We start from the raw sequence: 26569 nt of genomic DNA on the forward strand, positions 1-26569 counted from the left end.
TCGTCCAAGCGGTGATATAACCGCGATAGCCTCTCTCAATGCGCTGCACTCGCCACTGCATAAAGCGGCAAATGATCGGCCTGCCAAAATTTTTCGAGCTGATAAAACTCTCGCGTTTGCGGCTTCATCACATGAACAATTACATCCCCTAAATCGACCAAGACCCATTCTCCGCCTCCCTGCCCTTCTACGCCTAGCGGCTGGACCTCGTTCTTTTTCGCTTCGTCAATCACATGATCGGCCAGCGATTTTACGTGCCGCTCCGAAGTGCCGCTGACAATTACCATAAAGTCGGCGATACTGGTTTTTTTTCTGACATCTATGACCTTGATATCCTTACCTTTACCATCGTCCAGAGCGAGCAGAACAATTTGTAGCAGTTGGTCTGTAGTCATGGGTCTATTCAAAAGGATGCACTCCTAAAGTAGGTGACTGTCATTTTTCTATGGACCTGGGAATAGCGCAAAACACTCCGTTGGTTGCAACGAACCTTCAGTTCATGGTTGTTTTATCCCATTCGCGCTCAACAAGCTCAGGGCATACTTGATCGGGATCGCATAGCTGATCCCGCTCGGGCGCTCAAGAAGATTCTCCTTCGTTTCTTGGACAAAAACTTTGTTGATTATCCCGACGACCTCGCCGCTCTTGGGATCGTATAACGGACTTCCACTGTTTCCGGGATAAGCCGTTGCGTCAAGCTGGAAAACTTCGTACGGATCAGTAAGCCGCTGAATCATTTTCGCGTTCAGCCGCTGTGAGGTATGCGCCGGAATTGCGATCGGGCTTATGGCTGAAATAATTGCGCGATGCGTAACGGGATTGAGCCCTAAAACCATGCCAATCGGGTAACCGGTAAAGGCATACGGCTCTCCCTCCCTCACCTTGTTCGAATCTCCCAGTCGCATGGGCACCAAAGGCGGTCCTCCGATTCTCAGCAGTGCGATGTCATGTGATGCATCGATTGCGACTTCAGCGGCCCGCCTAACGCTTTGCTTTTCTCCGTCACGAGTAAACACGGCCAGCATCTCGAACTTTGATTTGTCAACCACATCTGGAAGAACATGCGCGTTCGTCAGGATGTGCAGACCATCACCAACGCTGAAGCCAGTCCCCCGAAACACCGCAGCCGGCGTTCGTGTTCTCTGGTAAGTCCCTACGCCGACGATAGACGGTTTGATCTTCTTTATGGTGTCGGGGAGATCATCCGCTACGAGTCGAGAAGCAAAACTCAAGCTTAAACTTAACACTCCGAATCCGATAAATAAGAGATTTCGTAGCCGCATTCAAAATAATCAGGATAATTGTTACATACACTCCATTATGCGATAAGCCGGCGGGTCCGATGAATTTTCTATTATGATCACACCAGATCGGTATACTCGCGCCCGCGCTATAGAAAGCCGCTGCGCCGTTCGTGTTCAGGTAATTTCAAATATGGCTCCTATACTCCCACGGTTTTCGGCGAAACCTAGATTCATCGAACCACACGCTCAAGAAACACTTATCGATCATGCATCCAAAACTAGTTAAACAGATTCTTTATCCCGTACATGAAAAGCTGGTAAACCGCCCCACGTTCGCTTACCTGAATGAATTGGAAAAAACACAATGGCTTTCGCGTGAAGCCATCGAACGGATGCAAATGGAAAAATTGCGGACACTACTACAGGTTGCCAATGCTCACAGCCCGTGGCATGCAGAACGCATCCGTGCCGCGGGTCTCGACTTGGACGCGGACCGCCCGTTAACGTTCGACGACCTCCGTCGTTTGCCAACAATGAATAAAGCGGATGCATCCGCCAACAGGGAACGCATCGTATGGAGAGGCGTCCCGGGAGGCGCGTTTCTTTACAATACCGGCGGCTCCAGTGGCCAGCCCCTGATTTTTTACTTCGGCAGGAAGCGGCAAGCAGCCGATGCTGCTTCTCGCATGCGCGCACGCCGGTGGTGGCAGGTCGATGTGGGCGAACCTGAAATCTTCTTGTGGGGCGCACCCGTAGAACTTAACAAAACTGATTTGGTTAAAAAAATACGAGATCGACTCTTTAATCAATTGCTCTTGAATGCTTTTGAGATGTCTGAAGCTCGAATGAATGATTATCTCAAAGCCATTCAATCTTTTAATCCTGCATGTATCTATGGCTATGCAAGCAGCTTGAGCCTTTTGGCATCCTACGCCAACCGTAGGAATCAGCTCCCCAGACTGCCACGCCTCAAAGTGGTTTGTACCACGGGAGAACCTTTATTTCCCGAACAGCGTGCAATCATCGAGGAAGTCTTCGATAAGCCGGTATCGAACGAATACGGATGCCGCGATGGTGGGTTGGTCGCCGTCGAATCGCCGCAAGGTCAAATGTTAGTGAGCAGCGAAAGTTTGATTGTCGAGATTTTGGATGACGACGGAATCCCTGTCACGCCAGGCAAAATCGGAGAAATCGTCATTACAAACCTGTGTTCGGATGCGCAGCCATTCATCCGTTACCGAACCGGCGACATGGCGCGACAGGCGCAGGATTCGTGCAAATCTGGACGGGGCCTACACGTGATAAGCGAAATCGTGGGGAGATCGACTGATTTCGTCGTGCGTCCCGATGGAACCATCATGCACGCGCTGGCTGTCATCTATGTGCTCCGTGCAGTCGAAGGGGTTAGCGAATTTAAGATTGTCCAACCCTCGACTAATCGTATCGAGGTTATGGTTGTTCCAAACTCCGCTTGGCAAGAAAACGCAAAGGATGAAATAAGAACACAGATGCAAAACCGGATGGGACAAAACGTAGATATCGAGATCGCCCTCGTGGACAAGATACCGCCGGAGGCTTCAGGAAAGTACCGTTACGTCGTTAGCCACGTACCGCTGCCAGACAAGCTCGAAATCCGCTCCTAGTCCAAGCGCTTGCCCCACACTAAACTAGGCGTAACAGCTTTCTTAAATGGTTAAAAAGCTTGACTTAATAGTCTATCTCAGTGGCCGTTGGCTGTGCGGGAAGTCGAAGGATTTTCGCACCGACCGAGAGAGGCTCTGTTCCCCCGGGCGATAAATATCGGCTGGGCTAATCCGGGCCTGGATGCCCCGGCGCGACAACAAGTCGCGTGACCGCGGGCCGGGGGTGCGCCGGCCTGAGCGGCGGCCCGTAAATACCAGGAGGGTATTCGCTGGCCTGATTAATAAATTGCGGTCAATCGACCAGAGTCGCTCATCAATTGAGCAAGACTGCTGCGACAAGACGGGTTGCCATAAGGACATCGCACGCGGTCTTGTTACAGCAGGTGGGCGATAGCGCGGTATTACATAAGCGTGTTCGATCAGGTGGCGTGCCTGGTCGACACCGCGATCGTCTTCGCGCCTCTGCTTGCGAGGGGGGTTAGAAGGAATGACCATGCTCTTGCCAGCCAGCGCCAAAGAAACGACCACGTAGCTCTGGGCATCATAGGCCTGGTCGGCATTGAGGGTTGCCGCTGGCGTATCCAGTAGCAGGACATCGGCGCCTTCCGATCGTGAGCTTGCCTGGCGTGAAATAGAAGGCCATCGGATCGCCCCGGGCATCGACGGTGGCGTGAATCTTGATGGTCAGACCACCGCAGCTGCTTCCATCGCCTGGCGTGCAACGCCCCTTTTTGCGCCGGCGCACTATTTAATGCGACCGCAGGAGCATGCAATCGATCATGGCGTGGTCGTAGTGGTCGATATCCTCGGCCAGCGACTAAACAAAGACCAGACCTGACCCCGGATACTCAATTGCCCACAGCCCTAGTCTCGCTCGACTTGGACCATGATGCTCGTACCCGGCTGGATGTGTTTCTCCACCTTAGAACCGTTCCACTTTCGCAAGTCGGCCACGCTGACTTTGAAGCGCTTCGAGATCGAAAACAACGTATCCCCCTGCTGAACGGTATATCTGATAGATTGCGACGGTTTAATCCCAGAACTGGCGATCGCAAGCTTCTTGCCTGCATCCTTGTTCCAAAGCACCAACGTCTGGCCGGCCTTGACGACCCCGTTTTTCACTGATAGGCCATTCCACTTGGCCAGTTGCTCGACGTCAACCGAGTTCTTCTTTGCTATGGACCAAAGTGTATCCCCTGCTTGGACGGTATAGGTCGACTGCTTGCCTAGTGATGCCGCCGGTTTGCGGCTCGCAGAAGCGAGCGCAACAGAGTTTTCACTTCTGATTTTGGAAACAATCTTACCATTCGCGGAAACGACCTTACCGTTCGGTTTGGACGCCGCTACTGCAACTCTTCGACGACCGCCTCCCTTCTCGGCGCTGTTGCTACTTTTCCCCTTCAGCAGCTTACGGTTTTCATCAACGCGCCTGCTGTAAGTCCCTGTCACTTTCGAATCCCGTGCAGCAATTAGCTCATCGGCAATCGATGGACGACCTTGATTCGGAGATTGGCTCTGTTGAGCCAGCCGTTCCAACTCCTGCTTAAATTCGCTGATTTTCTTATCGGCCGGAATAAATAACCTATAACTTCCCTCTACATCGGCATATCGGTGCTTGAATCCCGGATTCAATTCGTAGAGCTTATCCAGAGATATATCGGCCGCATCGGCTGCGAGCGCAAGATCCACCTTCGTGTCTATCTTGACTGGTTTGAACAACGCTTCGTTGGGGATATGGTGAAGATCGATTCCATACTGCTCAGCCTCGGCGAATAGTTTCGCAACGGCCAAAAGGCGAGGAACATAGACCCGTGTTTCTTCCGGCAAATCCAACGACCAAAAGTCGGTGGGCTTATTCCGGGCTTCGTTTTTCTGAATCGCTCTAGCTACCGCACCCTCGCCGCAGTTGTATGCTGCGATCGCAAGCAACCAATCGCCATTGAAATCCGAATGAAGCTTCTTTAAGTATTTGATCGCCGCCCGCGTCGAGGCGTAAACATCACGGCGACCATCATAGGAGCGGCTTTGTTTCAGACCGTAAATACGCCCGGTAGAGGGGATGAACTGCCATAGACCAGCGGCTTTGGCAGGAGATACCGCATCGGGCTGAAATGCACTTTCGATAACGGGCAATAGTGCCAACTCGCCTGGAACATTGTGCTTTTCGAACTGCTTGACGATCGAATAGAGAAAAGGTTCGGCCCTTTTCTGCACGCGATCCACGTATCCCGGATGGTTTATAAACCATTCGAGCTCGCGATCGATGTCCTCGTGTTCGACGGGAGGCAAACTGTACGAATCGAATAGCCGATCCCAAAGACTGTCATACTCGGCCAGCTTTTTGCCGCCAGTGCGCGACCCTCCGGCAGCGGACTTGTTCTTCTTCTTAAACCAACGACTCGTACTCTTGGAAATATGGAAAACACGCGATTTTTTGCTCGCAGCCGTTGACGCTGGCTGCAAATTGTCGGTTAAACTGTTGTCGTTCTTTGGCTTGCCGGCGTGATGCGTACAGGCACTGAGAGACAAGGCGAAAACTGATGCATAACAGAGAAGCTTTACATCGCGTTTTGGCCGTCTCATCGTGTCTACCTCAGAGTTCGAAATCGGGTGCTTTATAGCGGCATACCACCAGTTTAGTCAATGAAAACAAAACGCGCGCCGTCACCCCACCTTCGCCAGCTATTTCTGGAGTGGTATCACGCCACAACTCTAGGACAGATATTGCAGACCATTGAGGCATCCTACCTCCAGGCTTGTATAAATCCTACTTTCAACCAGAGGATTTTACAAGTCGGCCGACTGGGATGCGAAAATTTGTATATCGATGAGACGAATATCCATAACTTCGTCCTTGTAAACACCGAGCCCAGAGGCGAGCCGTATGCCAAACACGTCATCACGGCCTCTCCCGACGCTTTGCCCGTCGCCACCGCGAGCATCGACATCCTGCTACTGCCCCATGTCATCGACTTCGAAGCCAACAGACATCAGGTCCTGCATGAGGTCGAACGCGTGTTGAAACCTAACGGCCGGCTCTTCATCCTTGGCTTAAATCCGTGGAGCGTACGCGGCATCCTACAGTATCTTTCACGACGCTCACCGTTTTGGCGGCTGAATTTCATCAGCAGCTACCGTTTATTAGATTGGCTGAGTCTCCTAAAATTTGATGCTGAGTACAGCGCGGCATTCAACCTCGCTTCATCCAAAGTGATACGAAACCCCAACTCGTTTTTTAGCAAGTCTCGCGCTTATCTTTCGTTCGCTTTCGGTATTAAGGCGATCAAGAGAACATACACATTGATACCGATCGAGCCGAAGTGGATCGGCACCCCCGATTTGGTACCCGGCCACATGTTCGAGACGTTAAAACAAGAGACCCAGTGAATAATACAGTCAACATTTATACTGATGGCGCTTGCCGCGGCAACCCAGGACCCGGCGGGTGGGGCGCAGTACTGAAATACAAGGACAAAGAGCGGGAGCTTTACGGAGCGGAACCGAACACCACCAACAATCGCATGGAACTCATGGCGGCGATCAAGGGGCTGGAAGCTCTAAAAAAGCCGAGCAAAGTCTGCATAACCACAGATTCACTTTATCTACTCAAAGGCATTTCCGAGTGGTTACCGGACTGGATTCGAAGAGGCTGGAAAACCGCTGCAAGAAAGCCGGTCAAAAACGTCGACCTCTGGCAGCGTCTCGTTGCCGCCCAGCAGCAACATAGCATTGAATGGAAGTGGATCAAGGGACATGCCGGTCATGTTGAGAATGAACGAGCCGACGCGCTCGCTAACCGCGCGATAGATGAACTCTTAAAATCCGCGCCAAAACAGAGCACGACTCATGCGACAGGTCGTACTTGATACCGAAACCACGGGGCTCGACCCGGCGGAAGGACATCGCATCATCGAAATCGGCTGCGTGGAACTCGTCAATCGTCGCCTGACGGGAAATCGCTTTCACGTCTACCTTAACCCCGAGCGAGACATCGACCCCGGAGCCGTCGAGGTCCATGGGTTAAGCTCCGAATTTTTGGCCGATAAACCTCGTTTTGCTGATGTTGCCGAGGACTTTCTGGCGTATATCAAGGGCGCTGAACTCATTATTCACAATGCCCCGTTCGATATTGGATTTATCGACCACGAATTACAACGACTACCTGGCGGTCTTGCCAGCGTGACGGAGTATTGCACCGTTCTCGACACACTGGTGCTCGCCAGAAAAAAACACCCCGGACAGCGCAACAACCTGGATGCATTGTGCAAGCGGTACAATATAGACAATCGGCACCGAGAACTGCACGGAGCGCTGCTTGATGCCGAGATCCTAGCCGAAGTCTACCTAGCGATGACCGGCGGCCAGACATTGCTGGTATTGGAACCGGAGTCGATAGAAGAGGGTTCCCGCAAATCGCGACAAACATCGAAAATTGCCGTATCAGCGAGTCGCCCGCCGCTTAGGATCATCCGTTGCAACGAAACGGAATTTCAGGCCCACCTCTCAAGCCTCGAAACCATCCGCAAGGCAAGCAACGGAAAATGTCTTTGGAAAGCCTAAAATAAAGAAGCTCCTAACGATTGGATTCCATTCGCGCCTCTCGACAAGGCTTAGGAGAGAGTTGGACAAGTCTGTCCTGAACTGGTCGAAGGATTTACGGAGCTTCCTAAGATAGAACAGATAGAACCAAGAATACTTATGCGTTATTCTTATAAAGTGAATGGTTAATCTTAAGGAGAGGTGGCTGAGTGGTTTAAAGCGGCGGTCTTGAAAACCGTTGACGGTTGATCCCGTCCGGGGGTTCGAATCCCTCCCTCTCCGCCAGATCACAGTTAAGTGCTAGCTCAGTCTTCACCATTGACCTTATGATCGGCATCCTTCTGGTAGATGATCATGAACTCGTCCGAACGGGTATCGAGCACCTACTGAATGAAGCCGAGAACATGAAGGTAATCGGGATAGCACGCTCGGGTGAGGAAGCGATAGAGCAAACCGACCGGTTGAGTCCCGACGTGATTGTGATGGATGTCAACATGCCGGGTATTGGAGGAATAGAAGCGTGCCGAAAGATCAGTCAAAAGCACCCGCAGATAAAAATCGTCGCTTTGAGTGTGTACACTGACGGGCCGTTTCCACACCAACTTCTGAACCTGGGCGCACACGGTTATGTCTCGAAGAGTTGTCCTATCCACGAACTGATCAATGCCATTCTGACGGTCTCCGAGGGCAAACGCTATCTCAGCCAAGACGTTGCCTGTAAGATGGCATTAGCCAAGCTGCCGGATCAATCCTCGTCACCCTTTAACAATTTGTCCTACCGCGAACTGCAAGTTGTCGTCATGACGCTCCAAGGTCGATCGATACAGGACATGGCGGATATGCTCACGATCAGTCCCAAAACGGTAAATACCTACCGGTATCGTGCATATGACAAACTCGCCGTCAAAAATGACGTTGAACTGACGCGACTGGCGGCACGATATGATTTTATTAGTGACGCCCCCATTCGATGAGGATTCACGACCATTTGCCTCGGTGGTGGAATAGGTAGACACACAGGACTTAAAATCCTGCGCCCTAACACGGCGTGCCGGTTCGATTCCGGCCCGAGGCACCATTCACCAGTCCCAGCGCGTTTCATATTATCTAAAATCCTCAAAAAAACATCCACTTAGCCCATAGATTAGTCTCAGGGTATTTCACTGAATCCCACTGAATACCATCCGCCTGATGGTATTTATGATGGTCTCTGTTGTCTGCTATCTTTGCATACCATCATTGTTGTTGATGGTATTTAAAAATGCTGAGTGACACTGCTGTACGCCGCGCCAACCCGAAAGAAAAGCCTTATAAACTGACTGATGAAAAGGGGCTGTATCTTCTTGTGACTCCATCGGGCGGTAAGCTCTGGCGGATAAACTATCGTTTCGAGGGGAGGCAGAAAACGCTTGCTCTCGGAAGTTTTCCCGATGTCTCGCTTAAGCGGGCGCGCGAAAAGCGGGATGAAGCACGCACCCTGCTCGCCGAAGGTATCGATCCAAGCTTACATAAAAAGGCAACCAAAGCCGCCGAGTCCGATAGTTTTGAGGCTGTCGCGCGGGAGTGGCATTTAAAGTTTTCTTCGGGTTGGACGCCGCTACACGCGGAACGAATCCTCCGCCGCTTCGAGCGGGACATTTTTCCGTGGTTGGGTAAGCTGCCGATCAGGGAGATAAACGCCCCTGAACTTCTCGCGGTGCTTAGGCGCATCGAAGACCGCGGCGCGATGGAAACGGCACACCGGGCGCTGCAATACTGCGGACAGATTTTTCGTTATGCAATCGCGACCGGGCGGGCCGATCGCGATATTTCCGCCGACTTAAAAGGGGCGCTCGCGCCGGTTAAGCGCAAGCATTTTGCTGCGGTGACTGAGCCGGGAAAGATAGCTGAGTTATTGCGCGTGATCGATAGCTATGAGGGCACGTTTATTGTTAAATGCGCCTTAAGGCTGGCTCCCTTGGTGTTCGTCCGTCCCGGCGAACTGCGAACGGCAGAATGGTCCCATATCGACCTGGACGCGGCAGAATGGCGTTACCTTGTAACAAAAACTGAAACTCCGCATATTGTGCCGCTAGCGACTCAGGCTGTCGAAATCCTAAGAGCGCTTTACGCATTGACCGGCTCGGGGCGCTACGTGTTCCCATGTGCTCGGGTACTGGACGGTTCTCGCCCAATGAGCGAAAACGCAATTTTGGCCGCTTTGCGGCGTATGGGGTACAGCAAGGAGGAAATGACCGGGCACGGCTTTCGCGCGCTGGCCCGTACGGTACTGGATGAAGTCTTAGGCTTTCGTCCCGATTTCATCGAGCATCAGCTTGCGCACGCCGTGCGTGATCCGAACGGGCGGGCCTATAACAGAACGAAGCACTTGGAAGAGCGCCGAAAGATGATGCAGGCTTGGGCTGACTACCTGGACACTTTAAGAGAGGGCGCGCGAAAAGCGGGATGAAGCACGCGCCCTGCTGCCCCGCTGTCGAGTGTTTCGAAAGCAGCTTCGATCAATTCCCTGTCTGGGTGCCGCAGGTCGAGAGCTTCTGCCAATTTTTTAAAAATCTCTTTATATAGCGCTTCTCTGTTGCCAGTTGCTAGCGTTGACATTAGCTCATCTCCAGTTCACGCTCGTCTTCAATTTCGGCTTCGTCTTCGTATTCCATCAGCTCCGTCTCTTGCTCCTGCTCAGGCTCGAAATCGAGCGACGTGCCTTTTTGTCGTGACCGCTCAATTAGGCTCTCGAGATCGCTTGCCGTGTCGCGATCGGCGTAAACGTGCAGAGTCTCTCTGTGCCTGCTGCTCGCTACATACATCCATTCCCGGTCGGTCATGCCTTCGCTGACCAAAGCGTAAGCTTTATCGACGGTGGCCCCCTGGCTTTTATGTACACTCACTGCATAGCCGTGCTGCAAATGCTCATACTTCGCCGGATCAACTCGAACGAGTTGCCCATCGTCGGTTTTTACCTGTAAATAAAAACCTTTTTCGTGTTGCTCGATTCGTTGTATAGTTGCTAAAGTGCCATTCTTTACGCCGAGTTTTTTTGAGTTTTTTGTAAAAAGAATCCGGTCGCCGCACGCAAACTTTTGTTCGTTCACTTTGAAATCGATGCCCCACAAAAAACCGGATTTGCGCATTTCCTGCCGGGCTAGTTCGTTGAGTTGCCTTACTTCTGCGCGAGTGCCGGCGAGCATAAGCGACTCGCCGGGCTTGAGCGGGTCCCGCTCTGCTGCCCACCGCAAAACCATGGCTTTCATTGCTGCGGCTTTGTCAGTTTCGGCGTGCAGTCCGCCCGATTTCCGCAGTGCTTCAAGCGCTTCTGCGGCTTGACCGGCGGCCAAAGCGTTGACCATCGCTCGGTCTTCTAACGTTTTTTGACGACGTATGTCGTGCAATTCCGCCGCTCCAAACGTGCCTTGCAAAGCTTTAAACGCGCCGCCCGCATCGATAGCTTGCAGCTGCCTCGCATCGCCAACTAGCACTACTTTCGCGCCGGCTGACTCGGCATGTTTTAGTAACGTCGACATTTGCCGAGAGCCGATCATTCCAGCTTCGTCGATAACAACAATGTCTTTGTTCGATAACGCTTTTTCGCCGGCCTGTAGCTCGTGCAACAGGCTATGTAGTGTCTGGCTTTTTATTCCCGCCGACTCTTCCAAGCCTTGAGCCGCCTTGCCAGCTAGCGCGGCACCGGTGACCCGAAAGCCGGCGTCTTGCCAAGCGATCCGAGCAGCCCGAAGCATAGTGCTTTTCCCCGTTCCTGCGCCGCCTTGGACGAGTGCTATGCCTGCGCTTTGGCATATATGCTGAACAGCTTTTTGTTGCTCGTTACTAAGCGAAAAGCCGTTTTGCGCTTCGAATTTTTTTAGTGCCGCTTCGATATTTTTGTTACGTAACACGAATTGATTTTCGGCAGCGAGACTTGCAGCGCTGTTGATCATGTCGCTCTCGACTTTTCGCATTTCCCTTGTCGTAAAAAATATTTCGCCCGTCCGTCCGTCGCGCAGCCTGACGATCTCTGGCCCGTGCAAGAGTTCGTCGGCGAGCATTTCAACCCGCGCCAGTCCGCCGCCTGCGGTCTGGCACTCGACTGCTAAAGCGCGAAGCAAGTCTTTCCGCTTAAACGTGCTTTGCTGCTGCGTCAGTTTGCGCAAAAGCTCAGTTGTATCAATCTCTTTTTGCGCCGGCTGGGCTTTTGCGATGTTGTGAACCGACTCTGCCGTAAAGCCGTGTTCGGCCGCTTCTTTCGACCAGCGTTTAGGCAGCTCAGCGCGGTCGGTAGCTTGCTTGCTGCTGCGAGTGCTGAGTGCTGCAATCTCAGCCGATTTAGCGGATTCTATGCCGCGCTCGGCTAGTGCCGCTTCGATTTGTGATCTTCTCGAGCTCCACTGCTTGCAGAGCTCGTCTGGCACGTGAGCGACTTTAAAGCTGTCTTTATCTGCTTGGATTTCATAGCCGAGTTCGCGCAGTTGCTCTGCGAGTTGAGCGCGGTAAATCGCTCCGAGCATCATTTTGTGTCGAAAAATATCGCTTGCCTCGATCGCGCCGAACGTGCCGTCCGACCTGCGGGCGAGGTTTGCGATGATGCTGTGTGTGTGAAGGTCGGGGTCCCCAGCGCGGCTCGTGCCGTGTTGGAACGTCGCGGCTACCATTTCAACGTTTTCAACTTCTGCCCCGCCCTTCCCGCGACGCCCCATCAACAAGTTTTTTTGTATATATAAAAGCGTCGCTTCGACTGCTTTTTGTTGCGCCACCTCGATTTCCGTCCGACGCTCGGCGTCGGCTGTGGCCCAAATTGCGGAAACGGATTTGGGTGCGCTGAACGTCAAATCGTATCCCGGCCGCCTGCCGCCGTTGCCGCCGGCTCGCCCCAGCTGCTCGCCTGTGCTTGGATGCCGGCCGGCTAATACCGCCTCGAAGTCTTCGCGTTTGTATTTGTTCAGCCCCAGCGCCTCGGCTCCTGCGCCAAACCATTTCCCCGCCCTCTCCCCGCCTTCCGAATAATAATCTTCGGGCCTGTTGAACGCGTCAGCTTCGCCTTCTGCGTACGCCGCGATATCTTTCGGACTTCCTTTTGATGATGATAGGCCGTTGATCGATAGCATTTTTTGCTCCTTTTATTGCTCGTTTTGCTGTTCGTGTTCGTGCTCGCGTTTTTTCCGTTTGAGCCTCTTTTTGATGTGTATCGGCGCGGGGGTTGTGGGTTCTGCCGTTGTTTTTGCGTCCTGTATTTTGTCAACTAAATCAACGACTTGCAAAACAGTCCCGATGGGTTCGGGCGCGATGTTTTCGGCGATTTCTCCCAATGCTTCCTCTGCGCTCTTGTCAAAAAGGCTTTCTTCTTTTTTTTCTTCGTTTGCTTCGGCTTCAACTGGCAGCATGTCAAAAAACTCCTCGGCATGTTCGCGCGGCTCGGTTTTTTTGTGTTGCGGCTCGTTTTGGGGTTGCGCTGCTGTTTTGGGTTTGGGGTTGTTTGTGTCGACGTCGATGTCGAGTTGCGCGATGTTTTCGGCGGCCTTGTCGGCCGCGTTGGGCCAGCCAGGTTGTGTCCACGGGGCGGGGTCGGTCGGGGCGTTGTCGCCGGGGAGTTTTGAAAAGGGCCAGATGAGCTTAAAAACAAACTCGCCGCCGGTGAGTAAAAGGGCTTGCACGCCGTTTTTGTTCGGTCCCAGCATGGCAAACTCGTTCGGGGCGACAACCGGCTCGGTTGTTGTTAGCCAGTTATCAGTTCGCTGCGGCACCGCGGCATAACCACCTAGGCCGCTTACCGGGGCGCTGAAAGTCGGCGAGTACCGCTTTACTTGTCGTTCGCCAATTAAGCTGCTGAGCCATTGCGGGGTCTCGGCTCCTTGCGTGCGACAGGCAATGACGGTGCCGACCATGCTGCTGAGCGCGTTCGCGAATTCGTGACTATATATCGACCGGACCTGATTTATGTCTTGCGTTGCTAACAGCGTTCGGACGCCCTTGCTTCGGCCGATTTCCACAAATTTTTCTATGCTTTCAACCTTCCCGAGTTGCGGGAACTCGTCCAGGACTAACCACAGCCGCCGTTTTCTGCTGTCGGGTAGGTCAGGGCTGTTTACGATGCTCGCTAACGCGCTGATGAGCGACTGAATGTAAGCCTGTGCCAATTTTTGATACCTGCCATGCGATTGCATGAGCAGGATTTTTGTTTGCTGCTCTTGTGCTTGCGGGTTTAGCAGCCAGTTACGAAGCGAAAATTTTTGCACCGGCCCGCCGTGTCCGCAGTCGCTCCAGGCGTCCGCTAAGCTGAAAACTTGTCCCATAAAAACAATAAGTTGCGACAAAAAAGACTGGGTTGTTTTGGTTGGTTTTTCGGGGAGTAGCAGGGCGAGTTTTGGATCGGCAGCTAGGCATATTTCGCGTAGCTGCTCGTATTCCTTCGATGCCGTTGCGGCTATGTCGGCAAAGCTCCATTCGCCCGGCGTGTTGCTTTGCGCGTGGACGATCATCGCGGCAAGTATTTGCCGAGCGCCGTTGCTCCATGTTGGATCGCTGCTCTCTGGGATCAGTCTGGCGGCGAGTTCGGCGGCATCGGCTTTTGTCGTGCAGTCTTTCGCTACATCCCACGCAAGGCTGCGGCTGTCCCACGGGGCAATAAGCCTGACGCCGGGTTGATCGAGCAAGCCGCTTGTGAAGTCTCCCTTGTTGTCAAATATTAAAGCTTTATCGCCGCGCGAAAGTATTTGATTTACAACATAATTTATGATTTGCGTCTTTCCGCCGCCGATGCTGCCGAGGATCAAAAAGCCCCGGGTCTCTCTGTCGCGCGAGATTTGCAAATTGGGGTGTAGATTGATGCCGGGCTCGCTGATTTTGATTTCTTCTTTGCTTTCAGTTTGGGCGGTTTTTATGTCGTTTCTGACTTGCCGCCCGCGCATCGGAGAATCTGAACCCAAAGAAGGCAAACAAACCACCGGTTCCTGCTGCAATATATCCGGCCGCCTCGAAAATGTTTTGCCATCCCCGGGCCTTTGTGTTTGTGAAAAGACTTTTTAAAACCCAGCCCGAAAACTCAAGCATGCCGCCCGCGTCGAGCGTCGGCCATCCGCGCGCGATATGCGATAGCGTTGCGCATGCTGCGAGCGCGATAGCCGCGCCCATGCAAAAAGCCAGGACACTGAATGTGAGGGCAAAGATCCAGTCGCGCGGCGGCCCGGGGTGTTTCTTCATCTATTTTTCTCCGTGCAAAAATCGAGGGTCGTCGGCTCGGCGAGTTGATTGACCGAGTGCGCGATTACCGCGCCCGCCATGGCGGCGGCGAATACGGCGGTCAACGGGGATGTGATGATGTGTCTGCGCGCTGCACTGATATCACGTTGCATTGGGCGGATGCGCGTGCCGGGTGGGGTGTTCATTTATTGCTCCTTTATTCCGCGACAAGGCCGTCCAGCGTCTTTTTGACGAGGCCGATTTGTTCTGATAGGGCCTTAAATCCGGTCGCCAATTTTGTTTCGAGGACGGCGAGTCGGTCTTCTTGCTGCTCGGCGTCGATCGCTTGTTGCGTTGCGCTGCGCATGAGGTCGCTCAGCGTTATGCCTTGCTTTTCCGCCGCTGCCTTAAAAAGTTTCCATTGCTGTTTTGTCACATGGATGCTTACCGTTGTACTCATATTTAAAACCTCTTTAAAAGATAATAAAGATATACTAGGATTATAGTATATTGCTTAGATTTTTAATAGTGCCAGATAGTTCCCGATATATCTGGTTTTTGTGGGTTTTCTTTTTGTTTTTTGGGTGTGGCGGATAGTGGGTTGTAGTTCTTGTATTTTGTGGGTTTTCGGGGGTTTTGTTGTTGTACACCCTGCACCCGGAGGGGGTGCGACGGGTGTGTAGTTTTTGGGTTTTGCTTTGCTTTTTTGTTTGATGTGCCGCAAGCCCAGTATTTATACGTACTACGGCGCACTATGGGGTATGTTTTTGTTGCTTGTTTAAAACGCAAAGCCAGGTTTTATACGTACTACGGCGCGCTATGTGGGTATGATTTCCCCCCCCCGTCATGGCGGCGGCGGTGGTGTGTGCGTGTTAGCGCCCTTTGACGGCGCATCAAAACGGGCGTCCGGTCGGTGGATGCGCTATGTGGCACTATCGGGCGCTATGAGGGGGTAAAAGGTAGGGTCGGGAAAGCTGTTTATGGCGGGAACTATCTGGCACTATTCAGTAAAAAGCCTGGGTTTTATGACTGCGCTCAAAACTCAGGCTTTTCGGGGCCTATCGCGCGCTATCTGCGGTCCTTTAAAATGGGGGAAAGCATATTGTTTGCTCCTTCTTAAGGCTTAAGTTGGATATCGTAACGGTTACAAAATTCACGGATGATTCGTGCGCTGATGTTTTTTGCGCCTGCGTCCTTCGCGTTCTTGAATGGGGGGGTTTTTGTGATATTTTTAAGTTGCGAAAAACGCTTGCCAGATAACGGTTTTTGTAAAATTGATACAATTCGATACAAAATTGTTTTATAACATTTTGATATAACTATATGCGGCGAGTTTTTATGGTATGTATATATACCTACCAAAACCAGCGGTTAAAAATATTTTAGGGATTGACAAAAAGCGTTGTTATACCGATAATAAAGCTGCTTTTAACGAAGGAGTCGAATATGTATTTAAGTGCTGAGAATTTCGATGAATATCTGAACCGGAATGCCGAGAAAATGAGCGCGGATGACTTGTGGGATATGCTCGATAATGCGCCTGCCGAGTTTCAGGGGCAGCCGTTATATTGGTATTGGCAGGGGTTTTTGGCGGGTCGGGATAGTGCTTATTATCGCGCTTTGCCGTCGTTATCCCGGGGTTGTTGATATAGCAGGCTTGGGCCTTTGCCTGGATGAGGCCGAAATTTCCCACGTGCTTTCATCCCAGAGCCGCCTCTGCGTCGGGTCCATTTCCGGAGCAAGCCCGCGACCTTGGGTGTTTAGTTGTAAAGCGGCGCGGATGGCGGGGTCAAGGTAAAGTAAAAGGGGCTGGCGCGGCCCGCAGCCCTTTTTCCTTTGAAATAAAAAAGGGCGAGGACACGGGCCCCTTTTACGGCCTTGACGCTGCCAGGAGCGCCATAGCCTGAAGGCGAAGGGGGCGGGAACAAGGGCGAAGCCCGCTGGGCCTGCCCCCCGAGCCACGCGGCGGCGAGCGGCTCCCTCTCCCTTGGGGAGAGGGCGGGGGGAGTGGGTAATCGTCAGGCTGTTGAAAATTCGGGGCGGCGCGTGATGGATATATGACGCGACTCGTTTCTTTCGAGTGCCCGGCGAAGCTCGTCGGTCACGACTCCGGGGCTGTAGATGACGATATTCCATGTATTTTGCTCGACGATACGAAGCCGCGGGTCGATGAGTGCGAGCATTTTTTCGTTGATTTGCAGCGGTTTTTGTTTTGGTTTCGGTTTTTTCGGCCAATATTCCCACGGCGGTAAGTCAAGTCTTGTCCCCGGCGGGTCGGTTTTTGCTGTTTCCGGCGGGTTTTTTGCCGGGTCAGCCGGTGTTTGTTGCTCGTCTGTATGTTTATTTATATTAATACTTGGGACAACTAACAATAACTGTAACCCGCTGATCCTTGGTCCCTTCCTTTGGTGATGTCGATATTTCCCACTGCGTTTTCAGCGCTATCCGGGGCCGCTCCGGTGCGGTGAGATCGGCCAGGCCCGCGACTTTTTTGCATTTGTCGCCATACTTGTTTATGGAGGGGGTGTAATGCAGGCGTACGAGCGCCTTTCCATCCGCGTCGCGCGGAATCGCGCCTAAAAAAACCAGCCCAGTCGTTATTTTTGGCAGCTTCAGCCATCGCGGCAACGTGTTCGCTGCGATTCGCTTCTTTTTCGTTGAGTTTTCTGCACATTCGCCAAGTTGTGAGTGTCGAGTTAAGCCCAAAATACCCGAACGTGCGGAAGCGCCAAGCTTTTTGTGCAGCTCGTACGCGGGCAAAGTTGCTCGGGTCGTCGCCGTCCGGCGTGATGCCGGTTGCTTTTTGTATGTATTTGAATGCGTAGCTTGCGGGGTTGCCTTTTTCCCAGTCTATCTCTTTGAATTCCAACGCGTTTTTGCTGTGGCGAAAATGTTTTACAAATGACTGCGCAACAATATGTCGCGCGCTTTTCCCGTTGTGCATTTTTGGTTTGTAAAAAAACACAAAATGCATATGCGGGCATCCGTCGGCGTGTGGTTCTTTCGTCCAACAGCCGGTATATTCGATTTTGTTTTTTGCTAGCAAAGCTCTGACGCGCGCAAAACGTTTTTGCAGCCACTTTGCCGCCTCGTCCGGTAGTGTTCCGTCCCAGTTGTCGTTGCCGTTGCTGGGGTTTGGGTGCATTTCTGGCGGGCAGGTCGCGGTAATGAAAAAGCCGATATAACCCGCGTTTTTGGCGAGTTCGCAGATATATTTGTTGAGTACGTACCGCTCTGACGCTCGATTTTGGTCGGCCTTTTTTAGTATATCGATCAGTGGGAGCGTCGCGTTTTCGCATTTTATTTGGCGTCGCGATGCCCATTGCTCCGCCGCGTTGTCAATATCAATCCGGCTTCTCAATGTGTAATCGCTGCAATATTCGTGCCGCTTTTTGCCAACAATACCGAGCCACAATCCGGCCGATTCGGCGGCGCGTCGCACGTGGCGACGCAAAACGCGGCGAATAAATTTGGGGTCGCATGCGCGTAATGTTTTGCTTAGGACTGTATCGCCGGGGAGTTGTTTGAGTTTTATGTTTAAACAGCGGATAACGACTGTGTCGTCGGGCAGCGGGTTTTGTTTTAAATCCGCTGTTTCTATTTCTCCCCTGGTTGCGTTTTCAAAAAGGAGTGATACCGGATCCTTGCCCCGCAGAATTTGTTTGTGTTTGTTTTTATCAAAATCAGTTAAGTTAACAACGTTGTTGTAAAAAATCCATGTCGCTTTATTTTCTTCGGCTTCGCTTTGTGCGATTTGGCGGATTTGTTCTTCGTCCATAAAGGCCAATTCGTCGATCTCGGGCATGCGTTGCCAGCGGGCTGAGATGTCGTAACCCTCCGGTAAGAGGGGTTTTTGGCCCGTGAGATCGAAAAGGCTTCGTTTTTTTAGCTCGCTTTCTTGCCAAAGGGCGGCGGCGAGGGGTTTTATTTCTTGCGGCAGCCCCGGTAGTACGGATTTTTTGTTTACCATGGCAGGTATTCTTCTTCTTCTTGTTCTTCTTGTTCGTCGAGTTCGGCCGCGTATTCCGCCAAAAAGTTTTTGTATTCAATATATTTTTCGGTCGATTCGTGCAACGCGGCGTGATAACCGTCGATGAGTTTGTGTTTTTCGGCGGCTGAGAGTTGGTTGAAGTGGCGGCCCAAAATAAGGCGAACGCTCGCTTCGCTTTGAAGCTGTTCGGAAATGTGGGCGGGGAACATTTCTCTTGTTCCGCCCTTGGCGGTTAAAACCGGTGTGGGATAAAAGTTTTTTCTGAATTCTTCGTTCATAGCTCAGCTCCTTCAGCCGGAAAACTGAGCTTGCGCGCCGATCAGATTTTTTTATTGCAACAGGCGGCTTTATAATGTATACTTATGCATGTAGTTTTGCATAAGTGGCTTGTTGCGTTGATCGACGCACAAGCCCTTTTTTATGCCTGTTGTTTTTGCTGGTGCTGATTACGCTGGCGATCAAGCCAAGCGTAGATGTCTTGGTCCAACCATGCGGCGGTGCCGGGTGAGGGGTGGATCGGGCGGGGAAACTTTTTAGCTGCAATTAACCGGTAAATGGTGCTCCGGCTCAATGCAGTAATCTCGTTAACGTGTTTAATTCGATAGAGGCGCATACCAAAACTCCTGAGTAAGAATTTTGGTCATCGCGCCCTGCCTAAACAGCGCTGTGCGGCTAACGGTCCAGGCCACTAGACCGTATCGTTTCCATGTGGCTACGCCGTTTTGGGATCCCCGGCGTGCGTTTCCTCGGTTTTACATATAGCCGTTAGACCAATCTGGCGGCATCAAAAAACAGGGAGGATATCGCAACATCAAGTATAGCGTCTCATGTAATTTCTTGCAACAAAGGATTAATAAGAAAACATGGTGCCTTATCGCCTCAATCATCACAATCTTTGATAGGACCTCCGATTTTGTGGTTTATAGTATCCTGTTCACAAATTGCTTCGTTATTAATAAGCAATACCTTATCTTTATTTAAGAGACAATAAAAACTTTTTATCAATGGAACTGGCACTCCCGTCCGATGGTATTTTTGATGGTATCCAAGGCTTTCAAAGATCTACTTTCTCGTTACTATTCAGTGACTTAGTCGGGCTATGTGATTGAGGCCCGAGCACCAATTTCTTATATCGTAAACGGCTCCCGTTTCCTTCTACGTATTCAATGACTTTTCACGGCAGCTCAATACATTGCCTTGTCGCCAGCTATGGCTAAGGTTTCGTGGCCGGCGTCGTTCCATCATGCTTGCCCTTCGACTATTCCGCTCGCCGCTCCCTGTTTCTTGACCTATCTACGGATCACTAACGTAACGTCAATCGCGGCCGACTTCCTTTCCCGATTCTCCGCATCACGGTTCATGCCCTCCTTTAGTCTCCGCCCGAGCGCGTCACCGTTGTAGGCTTCCGCAAGATGAAAAAATGAACCGAATCCTGTCCCTCGCGAGAGTTTTCGGCTTAATGCTGATGGTTTTCAGCGCGACTTACGCATTGCCTATCGCGACATCGTTAATCTATCGCGACGGCACGGTCTTGTTGTTCATACAAGATATGCTGCTCACTCTTGGCGCGGGCGGATTGCTTTGGATCACGACAAGAAATTTTCAGCGGGAATTGAAAGCTAAGGACGGATTTTTGCTCGTCGTGCTCGCCTGGACGGGAATGGCCGCTTTTGCGACATTTCCCCTGATGTCGTACCTGAAGGATTTATCTTTTACGGACGCATACTTCGAAGCCATGTCCGGACTTTCCACCACCGGGGCGACAGTGCTCACGGAACTCGATCGATTGCCGCCGGCCATCAACTTATGGCGGCACGAGCTCAATTGGTTGGGGGGCATGGGTATTATCGTATTGGTGGTGGCTATCCTCCCGGTCCTGGGCGTAGGCGGGCGTCAGTTGTTCATGGCCGAAACGCCGGGTCCCATGAAGGAAACCAAGCTGACGCCTCGCATCACCGAGACGGCCAAGAATCTCTGGTTGGTGTATGCCGGAATCACAATAGCGTGCATTCTGGCGCTACACAACGCCGGAATGAGTTGGTTCGACGCCGTTTGTCACGCGTTTTCTGCAATGGGACTCGGAGGCTTCTCGACCCATGACGCCAGCATAGGCTATTTCAACTCGCCGGCCATCGAATCGGTGTTGATCATATTTATGCTCATCGCCGGCATGAACTTCGCCACGCATTTCCTGGCCATCCATAACAAAAGCCTCAGCCCCTACAAACATGACATCGAGGCAGCGCCATTTCTTATCATGACCTTAGGGAGTTGCGTCGGTATCGCGTTTTACCTCTGGAAAACGGGAACCTATTCGGATTTCTGGACCGCTCTCCGCCATGCGAGCTTCAATCTCGTCTCCATCGCGACCGATTGCGGTTATACGAGCGTCGATTTCGATCGGTGGCCGATGTTCGCCCCCTTGTGGATGCTGTTCCTCAGCTCGATCGTTACCTGCACCGGTTCCACCGGCAGCGGAATCAAGATGATGCGAACCCTGATTTTGCTCAAACAGAGTCAGTTACAAATGTTTCTTCTCGCACACCCGACCGCTGTCAATCCCCTCAAACTCGGCAATATGGTTATCCAATCGCCGATCGTGCTGTCGGTGCTCGGGTTCATCTTTGTTTATTTCATGAGCATCGTCATTGTGACCTTACTGCTCGTGATCAGCGGCATGGATTTCATTTCCGCATTTTCAGCCGCTATCGCCTGTATCAACAATGTCGGCCCCGGCCTCCATGAGGTCGGCCCCAACACGAATTACGCGGCACTGACCGATTTTCAGAAATGGATTTGCATCCTCACGATGTTCCTCGGCCGCATCGAAGTGTTTACGGCCTTCATCTTGTTCACGCCGGCATACTGGCGAAAATGAGGGCTCTGCACTACTTGCCGCGCTGATAAAAGCCGATCAGCTCTGCTTGCGCCAGGATATGTCCCTGCATCGCTTTTTCAAGCTGGGCTTTCGTTGGTTTATCGAGTCCCGTCAAAACGGTATCGAGTGCATAAAGCTTATGGAAATAGCGATGTCGCCCTGTTGGCGGACACGGTCCGCCGTAACCGGTTCGCTTCCAGTCGTTGACTCCTTCGGCCGTCCCAGTGGGCAAGGCGCCGGGTAAAACGCCCTCCGGCAAACCGCTTGCGCTAGCTGGGATGTTATAGAGTACCCAGTGGACCCATGTCATCTTCGGTGCTTTGGGATCCGGCGCATCCGGATCATCCACGATCAGCACCAGGCTTTTCGCGTCCTCTGGCACTCCGGACCAGGATAAAGGCGGTGACAAGTCTTGACCATCACAGGTATAACGCTGAGGTATGTCGCCATTGTGCACAAATGCCGACGATTCGATTTTCATGGACATACCCTGCCCTCCTTTGGATTCCCCTGAAATGACTACGCAGCTGAGGGTAAACAACACGCCGCCGAGCAGCGCCGTTTTCCAGCACGCAACCCTATTCATAGGCCGGACCTCCTTGCCTTTCAATGAAAAACCGAAATCTAACGCCGTAGTCGAACGGCTAAAACGTCATTCTCGGCGTGGTGAATCACGCTAGCCGCCGTGGAACCGAGCAGTAAGCCGAAGCCATGCCGTCCATGCGAGCCTATGACGATGAGGTCGGCCTGCCATTCTTTGGCGACGCGGATGATCTCGACTTTCGGGCTTCCGATTTCAACCCAACGGCGATCCTCAGGGATAGCCAAAGACTCGGCGATCTCGGCCAGGCGCTTTCGCGCCGCCTCGACCATCTGATCGGTCAAATCGATGTCGAACGGCACGATGGGGCCGTAAGACGAGTCCATAATCGGCACATTCTCTACAACATGGATGATACCCAGCTCAGCAGCGTACTTTGTCGCCAATTCAAGCGCGCGCTGGATAACCTCTTCGCCATGTTCGGAAAAATCGGCTGCCAACAAAATCCGTCGGTACGCCATCGCGAATCTCCTGGTTCTTGTGGGGTCACGTGGCTCGATCGAATAAAGCCATCATAACCTGATAACTGATGACCACGTAGCCGAAAGCCAACGCGACACCGTAAAAGAACGGGATAGCGAGGGCGTGTCGCAAGATGTGTCCGACTACGGCCAAATGCCAAAGCAGCAAAAACGTCAAGAAAATATAAACCGGTTTGGCTTCAGGAGCCATCAACAGCAAAGCCAAAAGCGGAATGGCCGTTGCGCTGATCAACGCATCGCACCCATATAAGGCGGTGGCCGTCTGCCGAAGGCGGGGGAGCTTCTTGCCCAAATAAAGCACCACAAAAAGGAATCCGAACACCATCGCCCCTTCGGCTATGGCTTCGACTACCGCTCCGGCCCAATCGCCCTCCAGCCCAAGTAGCACGAAACCGACGATCAAATAGGCCGAAATCGCGAGCCCCAGCAAAAGGTTCGAGGCTGGCGTATCCTGCGGACCTTTCCTAAAGAAACAAATATCGAGAAAGAGTTTTATCAGCGGCATGTTTACCCTTCAGCGCGAATGTTGTGCTCGGTCACATTTCAGTGGAGATCGCTTCCAGTGCCTCACTCGCGGCCAACCAGGCCGACTCGGCATCGGCTAACTGCCGGTCGATTCCGGCTTTCTCGAGCAGCAAAGCTTGCAGTTCGGCTTTCGAGTCGCCCTTATACAGCGCCGGATCCGCCAACCGCATTTCGATACGCTTTTTTTCGGAACTCAATTTCTCCAAAGCTGCCTCGGCTCGCTCCAGTGCTTCCCGAAACGGCTTCAAGGCTCGACGCCGCTCCGCATCCAGGCGGCGTTGATCTTTGCGGGAAACCGTTTTCGCATTGGTCGAAGCTTCGGAGACCGCACGCCGATCACTCAACCACTGCCTATAGTCGTCCAAATCGCCGGTGAATGCGTTCGCGTTTCCATCGGCCACCAGCCAGAAATCGTCGGCAACTGTTCGGAGCAAATAGCGATCATGGGAAACAAGCACCATCGCCCCCTGATAATCCTGTAACGCCAAATTCAGCGCGTCACGCGCGCTCAGATCGAGATGGTTGGTGGGCTCATCCAGCAACAGAAGATTCGGCTTTTGATAGACCAAAAGCGCCAGCGCGAGCCTCGCGCGTTCTCCACCGGAAAAAGGTCCGATTGCGGCCAATGCCTGGTCCCCACGAAAACCGAACCCGGCGAGGAAGTTGCGCAAATCCCTCTCTAACGCGCTGGGGTCCAGCCGCTGCAAATGCTGGAGAGGACTCTCATCAGTCCGCAACTGTTCGAGCTGATGCTGTGCGAAGTAACCGATCCTGAGATCTTGTGCCTCCAACCGCTCACCGGACTGTGGTTCCAATACCCCTGCGAGCAATTTGATCAAAGTGGACTTGCCGGCACCGTTGGTGCCCAAAAGCCCTATCCGATCGCCCGGATTCAAGGTCAGATTGACATCGCTCAAGACCACGTTCGCCCCGTAGCCTATGCTCACGTCGTTCAGTCTCAGCAAAGGCGAAGGCAACTTGTCCGGTGACCCAAACGAGAATTGAAACGGCGAATCGACATGCGCAGCGGCAATCAGCTCCAGCTTGCCCAATGCCTTCAGACGGCTTTGCACCTGGCGAGCCTTGGTCGCTTTCGCACGGAAGCGATCGACGAACGCTCGAATACGCGAAATTTCGCGCTGTTGTTTTTCATAGGCCGCTTGCTGCTGCGCCAGAAGCTCGGCGCGTCTCGCTTCGAACGCAGAATAGTTTCCGGAAAAAAGCGTGACGGTTTGGTTCTCGATATGAAGCACATGATCGACGGTCTCGTCGAGAAAATCCCGGTCGTGGGAAACCAGCAAAAGAGTGCCAGTGTACCGGGATAGCCACTCCTGAAGCCAAATCACGGCATCGAGGTCCAGGTGATTGGTCGGTTCGTCGAGAAGCAGCAGGTCGGAACGACACATGAGGGCCTGCGCAAGATTAAGCCGCATTCGCCAGCCGCCGGAAAACCGGTTGACCGGCTTGGTTTCATCGCTCGGCGCAAATCCGAGACCGGACATCAGCCTAGCGGCACGCGCTCCGGCCTCATAACCGCCGATTGCTTCAAGTCGAGAATGCAGCCTTGCGAGCTCTAAACCATCACCGCTCTCGTCCGCCTTTTCCAGTCGTTGCTGAATGAGGCGCAATTCACGGTCGCCGTCCATGACGTAATCCAATGCGATCCGGTCATCGGCTGGCGTTTCCTGGGCCACGTGGGCAATAGAGAGATTCGGCGGCATCGAAATTTCGCCAGCGTCGACGTGAATCTCGCCCAAGATCAGACGGAACAGGCTGGATTTGCCGACGCCATTCGCACCGGTGATACCGACCTTTTCACCGCTGTGAATGGTGAAAGAAGCTTCTTTGAACAACAGACGCTGGCCGCGTCTCAGCGCGACCGACTTGAAATTCAGCATGCCGGTAGGGCGTTAGGCTTCAAACGCCCGTCAGGTCAAAATCATGGAGAAACAGGCTCAAGCCGCCTGATCGATGCGCTTGTCCGCTTCTTTGATGAACGCCTGTAGATCCCCTTTCTTGACGGTAGCCTTAGGGATGATCAAAGCCGTATCGAGATCCACAAACAAGAAGGCGTGTTTCTTGGTCGTTTCGACGCGAAGCACCTCCGACCACTTCACCCGAGACTCGCCGTTCTTATGAACCTCCACCAAAACATGCGGCTCGGCCCGCAAGGTATACGTACCGAGAACATTAGCTCTGTCTTCGTCCGAGTACATTTTTCGGAGCTGTCTGCGCAGACTTCCTTTGAAATAGAGCGGCGCAAATATGCCCCACAATACGCCGGTTACACCTGCGTAGATGGCGGCTAGCGTATCTTGATAATAAAACCACAAAAACAGTGAGATAAGTACAATGATACCGGGAAAAATCGCCTGGTGACGGCGCAGGGTTTTCTGCCAGCTTGCGGAATTCCGCAGTTGATGTTCGTTGAAGGCGACCAAATCTTGCTCGCGAACTTCGTATTCTATTTGGGCCATACGTCTACCATGAAAGTTGTCGAACACGCCGCGCGGCCGACGGACGGCAACACGCCCCCTGAGCGTTAAAGGGTGACTAGTATACGTAAATCTGTTTCAATTTACCCACTTCGGTAGGCCCAACCAAGCCCGAAGCAGGATTTCGTGCCTCTCAACGGAGAACAACAATGAAAGGCAATGCCGACGTTATCGCGCGCTTAAACGATTTGCTCGCCGGTGAACTGACTTCGATCGATCAGTATCTGATTCACTCTCGGATGTATAAAGATTGGGGATTTAACCGGCTATACGAACGCATTCATCATGAATTGGAGGAAGAACGATCCCATGCCGACCAGCTAATCGACCGGATTTTGTTCCTCGAAGGCGTACCGGATCTCAGCAAGCGCAATACGCTACAAATTGGCCAGGACGTCCCCAGCATGCTCAAGAACGATTTGGCTTTGGAATACAAAGTCATCGAGGAACTGAGAAAGGCGATGGCATTTTGCGAAAATGTAGGGGATTTCGTGACGCGGGACGTACTCCTTGCACTCCTTAAGGATACGGAAGAAGACCATGCGCATTGGCTGGAGATCCAACTGGAACTGATCGAAAAAGTCGGTCTCCAGAACTACTTGCAAACACAGATGTAAGCGCTTCATCTCACACTTCCTTCGCTTGCCGGCCGATGGGCAAGCAATTCAAAGCGAATCCTATTTGAAAATAATTATCAGTTGTACTAATATTTCGACCAGGTTCATCGATCTGGTCTTGTTATGTACATCTGCATCTGCAAGAAAATCACCGACGGACAGATTCGCAAAGCCGTTCAGGAACAGGACGTCACAAGCATACGCGGCTTGCGTTCCAAATTAGGTGCCTGCGACCAATGTGGCAAATGCGCAGTTCAGGCCCAGCAACTCATATACCAGTGCCTGCAGGAAAAAGTGGTTGCGGGACATAACCCCCGCAAAGCCGCATAAGCTCAAGCGTTCCGGCAAGGAACACGGCTTTTATCCGCATGGAAGCGAGCGCGAAAT

Annotated in this window: 27 protein-coding genes and 2 tRNA genes; 12 read left to right on the plus strand and 17 right to left on the minus strand. The window is 52.4% G+C overall.

Annotated elements, in window-relative coordinates:
• Positions 1-35: 35 nt before the first annotated feature.
• Both rsfS and QEN43_RS08610 read right to left on the minus strand, forming a co-directional pair.
• Positions 36-395, minus strand: coding sequence for a ribosome silencing factor (rsfS, locus tag QEN43_RS08605; RefSeq protein ID WP_026611823.1), 360 nt, complete (start codon positions 393-395; stop codon positions 36-38).
• 102 nt (positions 396-497) lie between these two features.
• Complete coding sequence (locus tag QEN43_RS08610) at positions 498-1247, minus strand: S1 family peptidase (protein WP_235726696.1); 750 nt, start codon at positions 1245-1247, stop codon at positions 498-500.
• 263 nt (positions 1248-1510) lie between these two features.
• On the opposite strand from QEN43_RS08610, the gene QEN43_RS08615 reads away from it, so the two are divergent.
• Positions 1511-2887, plus strand: coding sequence for a phenylacetate--CoA ligase family protein (locus QEN43_RS08615; RefSeq protein WP_036269261.1), 1377 nt, complete (start codon positions 1511-1513; stop codon positions 2885-2887).
• An 864-nt stretch (positions 2888-3751) separates the two neighbouring features.
• Here QEN43_RS08615 and QEN43_RS08620 read toward each other — a convergent pair.
• Positions 3752-5470 carry a LysM peptidoglycan-binding domain-containing protein gene (locus QEN43_RS08620; RefSeq protein WP_026611821.1) on the minus strand — a complete coding sequence of 573 codons (1719 nt, stop codon included), beginning with the start codon at positions 5468-5470 and terminating at the stop codon, positions 3752-3754.
• Positions 5471-5530: 60 nt separating this feature from the next.
• Here QEN43_RS08620 and QEN43_RS08625 point away from each other — a divergent pair, with 60 nt between their 5' ends.
• From QEN43_RS08625 to QEN43_RS08655, 7 genes are all read left to right on the plus strand, one after another.
• Entirely contained in the window at positions 5531-6274 is a 744-nt protein-coding gene (locus QEN43_RS08625; protein WP_084162350.1) for a class I SAM-dependent methyltransferase, read from the plus strand.
• Positions 6271-6753 (plus strand): ribonuclease HI, encoded by a 483-nt coding sequence (gene rnhA / locus QEN43_RS08630; RefSeq protein ID WP_051332010.1) that lies wholly within the window; start codon positions 6271-6273, stop codon positions 6751-6753. Before QEN43_RS08625 ends, rnhA begins: the two co-directional genes overlap by 4 nt.
• A complete protein-coding gene (gene dnaQ, locus QEN43_RS08635) occupies positions 6734-7447 on the plus strand; it encodes a DNA polymerase III subunit epsilon (protein ID WP_026611820.1) in 714 nt (237 codons plus the stop codon). Before rnhA ends, dnaQ begins: the two co-directional genes overlap by 20 nt.
• Before the next feature lie 174 nt (positions 7448-7621).
• Positions 7622-7711: transfer RNA gene (locus QEN43_RS08640), tRNA-Ser, on the plus strand.
• A 41-nt stretch (positions 7712-7752) separates the two neighbouring features.
• Positions 7753-8400, plus strand: a complete 648-nt coding sequence (locus tag QEN43_RS08645) for a response regulator (protein ID WP_026611819.1) — start codon at positions 7753-7755, stop codon at positions 8398-8400.
• A gap of 16 nt (positions 8401-8416) precedes the next feature.
• Positions 8417-8504 (plus strand) — tRNA-Leu (locus QEN43_RS08650).
• A gap of 183 nt (positions 8505-8687) precedes the next feature.
• Complete coding sequence (locus QEN43_RS08655) at positions 8688-9875, plus strand: tyrosine-type recombinase/integrase (RefSeq protein WP_317963954.1); 1188 nt, start codon at positions 8688-8690, stop codon at positions 9873-9875.
• A gap of 148 nt (positions 9876-10023) precedes the next feature.
• On the opposite strand, the gene mobF is transcribed toward QEN43_RS08655, so the two are convergent.
• Genes mobF through QEN43_RS08680 form a run of 5 tightly spaced genes read right to left on the minus strand, consistent with a single transcriptional unit; the run spans position 10024 to position 15053 of the window.
• The gene (gene mobF / locus QEN43_RS08660) at positions 10024-12522 is read right to left on the minus strand and encodes a MobF family relaxase (RefSeq protein WP_317963955.1); all 2499 of its coding nucleotides are present in this window, start codon (positions 12520-12522) and stop codon (positions 10024-10026) included.
• A 12-nt stretch (positions 12523-12534) separates the two neighbouring features.
• Positions 12535-14322 carry a type IV secretion system DNA-binding domain-containing protein gene (locus QEN43_RS08665; RefSeq protein WP_317963956.1) on the minus strand — a complete coding sequence of 596 codons (1788 nt, stop codon included), beginning with the start codon at positions 14320-14322 and terminating at the stop codon, positions 12535-12537.
• Positions 14276-14614, minus strand: a complete 339-nt coding sequence (locus QEN43_RS08670; RefSeq protein WP_317963957.1) for a hypothetical protein — start codon at positions 14612-14614, stop codon at positions 14276-14278. The genes QEN43_RS08665 and QEN43_RS08670 overlap by 47 nt, the downstream gene beginning before the upstream one ends.
• Positions 14611-14799, minus strand: a complete 189-nt coding sequence (locus QEN43_RS08675) for a hypothetical protein (RefSeq protein WP_317963958.1) — start codon at positions 14797-14799, stop codon at positions 14611-14613. Before QEN43_RS08675 ends, QEN43_RS08670 begins: the two co-directional genes overlap by 4 nt.
• Positions 14800-14810: 11 nt before the next feature.
• Positions 14811-15053, minus strand: a complete 243-nt coding sequence (locus QEN43_RS08680; protein ID WP_317963959.1) for a DUF6290 family protein — start codon at positions 15051-15053, stop codon at positions 14811-14813.
• A 986-nt stretch (positions 15054-16039) separates the two neighbouring features.
• On the opposite strand from QEN43_RS08680, the gene QEN43_RS08685 reads away from it, so the two are divergent.
• Positions 16040-16240, plus strand: a complete 201-nt coding sequence (locus QEN43_RS08685) for a hypothetical protein (RefSeq protein WP_317963960.1) — start codon at positions 16040-16042, stop codon at positions 16238-16240.
• Positions 16241-16611: 371 nt separating this feature from the next.
• On the opposite strand, the gene QEN43_RS08690 is transcribed toward QEN43_RS08685, so the two are convergent.
• The 4 genes from QEN43_RS08690 to QEN43_RS08705 all read right to left on the minus strand — a co-directional run bounded on the left by QEN43_RS08690 (position 16612) and on the right by QEN43_RS08705 (position 19197).
• Positions 16612-16965 (minus strand): hypothetical protein, encoded by a 354-nt coding sequence (locus QEN43_RS08690; protein ID WP_317963961.1) that lies wholly within the window; start codon positions 16963-16965, stop codon positions 16612-16614.
• A complete protein-coding gene (locus QEN43_RS08695; RefSeq protein ID WP_317963962.1) occupies positions 16959-18563 on the minus strand; it encodes a replication endonuclease in 1605 nt (534 codons plus the stop codon). Before QEN43_RS08695 ends, QEN43_RS08690 begins: the two co-directional genes overlap by 7 nt.
• Positions 18557-18862: a hypothetical protein gene (locus tag QEN43_RS08700; protein WP_317963963.1), complete on the minus strand. Its 306-nt coding sequence runs from the start codon at positions 18860-18862 to the stop codon at positions 18557-18559. Before QEN43_RS08700 ends, QEN43_RS08695 begins: the two co-directional genes overlap by 7 nt.
• Before the next feature lie 140 nt (positions 18863-19002).
• Positions 19003-19197 carry a helix-turn-helix transcriptional regulator gene (locus QEN43_RS08705; protein WP_317963964.1) on the minus strand — a complete coding sequence of 65 codons (195 nt, stop codon included), beginning with the start codon at positions 19195-19197 and terminating at the stop codon, positions 19003-19005.
• An 807-nt stretch (positions 19198-20004) separates the two neighbouring features.
• On the opposite strand from QEN43_RS08705, the gene QEN43_RS08710 reads away from it, so the two are divergent.
• Positions 20005-21462 carry a TrkH family potassium uptake protein gene (locus QEN43_RS08710; RefSeq protein ID WP_026611818.1) on the plus strand — a complete coding sequence of 486 codons (1458 nt, stop codon included), beginning with the start codon at positions 20005-20007 and terminating at the stop codon, positions 21460-21462.
• A gap of 10 nt (positions 21463-21472) precedes the next feature.
• Here QEN43_RS08710 and QEN43_RS08715 read toward each other — a convergent pair whose 3' ends face one another.
• From QEN43_RS08715 to QEN43_RS08735, 5 genes are read right to left on the minus strand one after another with little or no spacing between them, the layout of a single operon-like run.
• On the minus strand, positions 21473-22048 hold the full coding sequence (locus QEN43_RS08715) for a YbhB/YbcL family Raf kinase inhibitor-like protein (protein WP_235726695.1): 576 nt from the start codon (positions 22046-22048) through the stop codon (positions 21473-21475).
• A gap of 38 nt (positions 22049-22086) precedes the next feature.
• Positions 22087-22524 carry a universal stress protein gene (locus QEN43_RS08720; protein ID WP_026611816.1) on the minus strand — a complete coding sequence of 146 codons (438 nt, stop codon included), beginning with the start codon at positions 22522-22524 and terminating at the stop codon, positions 22087-22089.
• A 25-nt stretch (positions 22525-22549) separates the two neighbouring features.
• Positions 22550-23050 (minus strand): hypothetical protein, encoded by a 501-nt coding sequence (locus QEN43_RS08725; protein WP_026611815.1) that lies wholly within the window; start codon positions 23048-23050, stop codon positions 22550-22552.
• Between the two features lie 31 nt (positions 23051-23081).
• Complete coding sequence (locus tag QEN43_RS08730) at positions 23082-24968, minus strand: ATP-binding cassette domain-containing protein (RefSeq protein WP_026611814.1); 1887 nt, start codon at positions 24966-24968, stop codon at positions 23082-23084.
• A gap of 57 nt (positions 24969-25025) precedes the next feature.
• Entirely contained in the window at positions 25026-25547 is a 522-nt protein-coding gene (locus QEN43_RS08735; RefSeq protein ID WP_026611813.1) for a YcxB family protein, read from the minus strand.
• Positions 25548-25714: 167 nt separating this feature from the next.
• On the opposite strand from QEN43_RS08735, the gene bfr reads away from it, so the two are divergent.
• Entirely contained in the window at positions 25715-26182 is a 468-nt protein-coding gene (bfr, locus tag QEN43_RS08740; RefSeq protein ID WP_026611812.1) for a bacterioferritin, read from the plus strand.
• Positions 26183-26305: 123 nt separating this feature from the next.
• Positions 26306-26512, plus strand: a complete 207-nt coding sequence (locus QEN43_RS21745) for a (2Fe-2S)-binding protein (protein WP_026611811.1) — start codon at positions 26306-26308, stop codon at positions 26510-26512.
• Positions 26513-26569 lie beyond the last annotated feature (57 nt).

Source organism: Methylocaldum szegediense (genome assembly GCF_949769195.1).
In the GTDB taxonomy this organism is placed as follows: Bacteria; Pseudomonadota; Gammaproteobacteria; order Methylococcales; family Methylococcaceae; genus Methylocaldum; species Methylocaldum szegediense.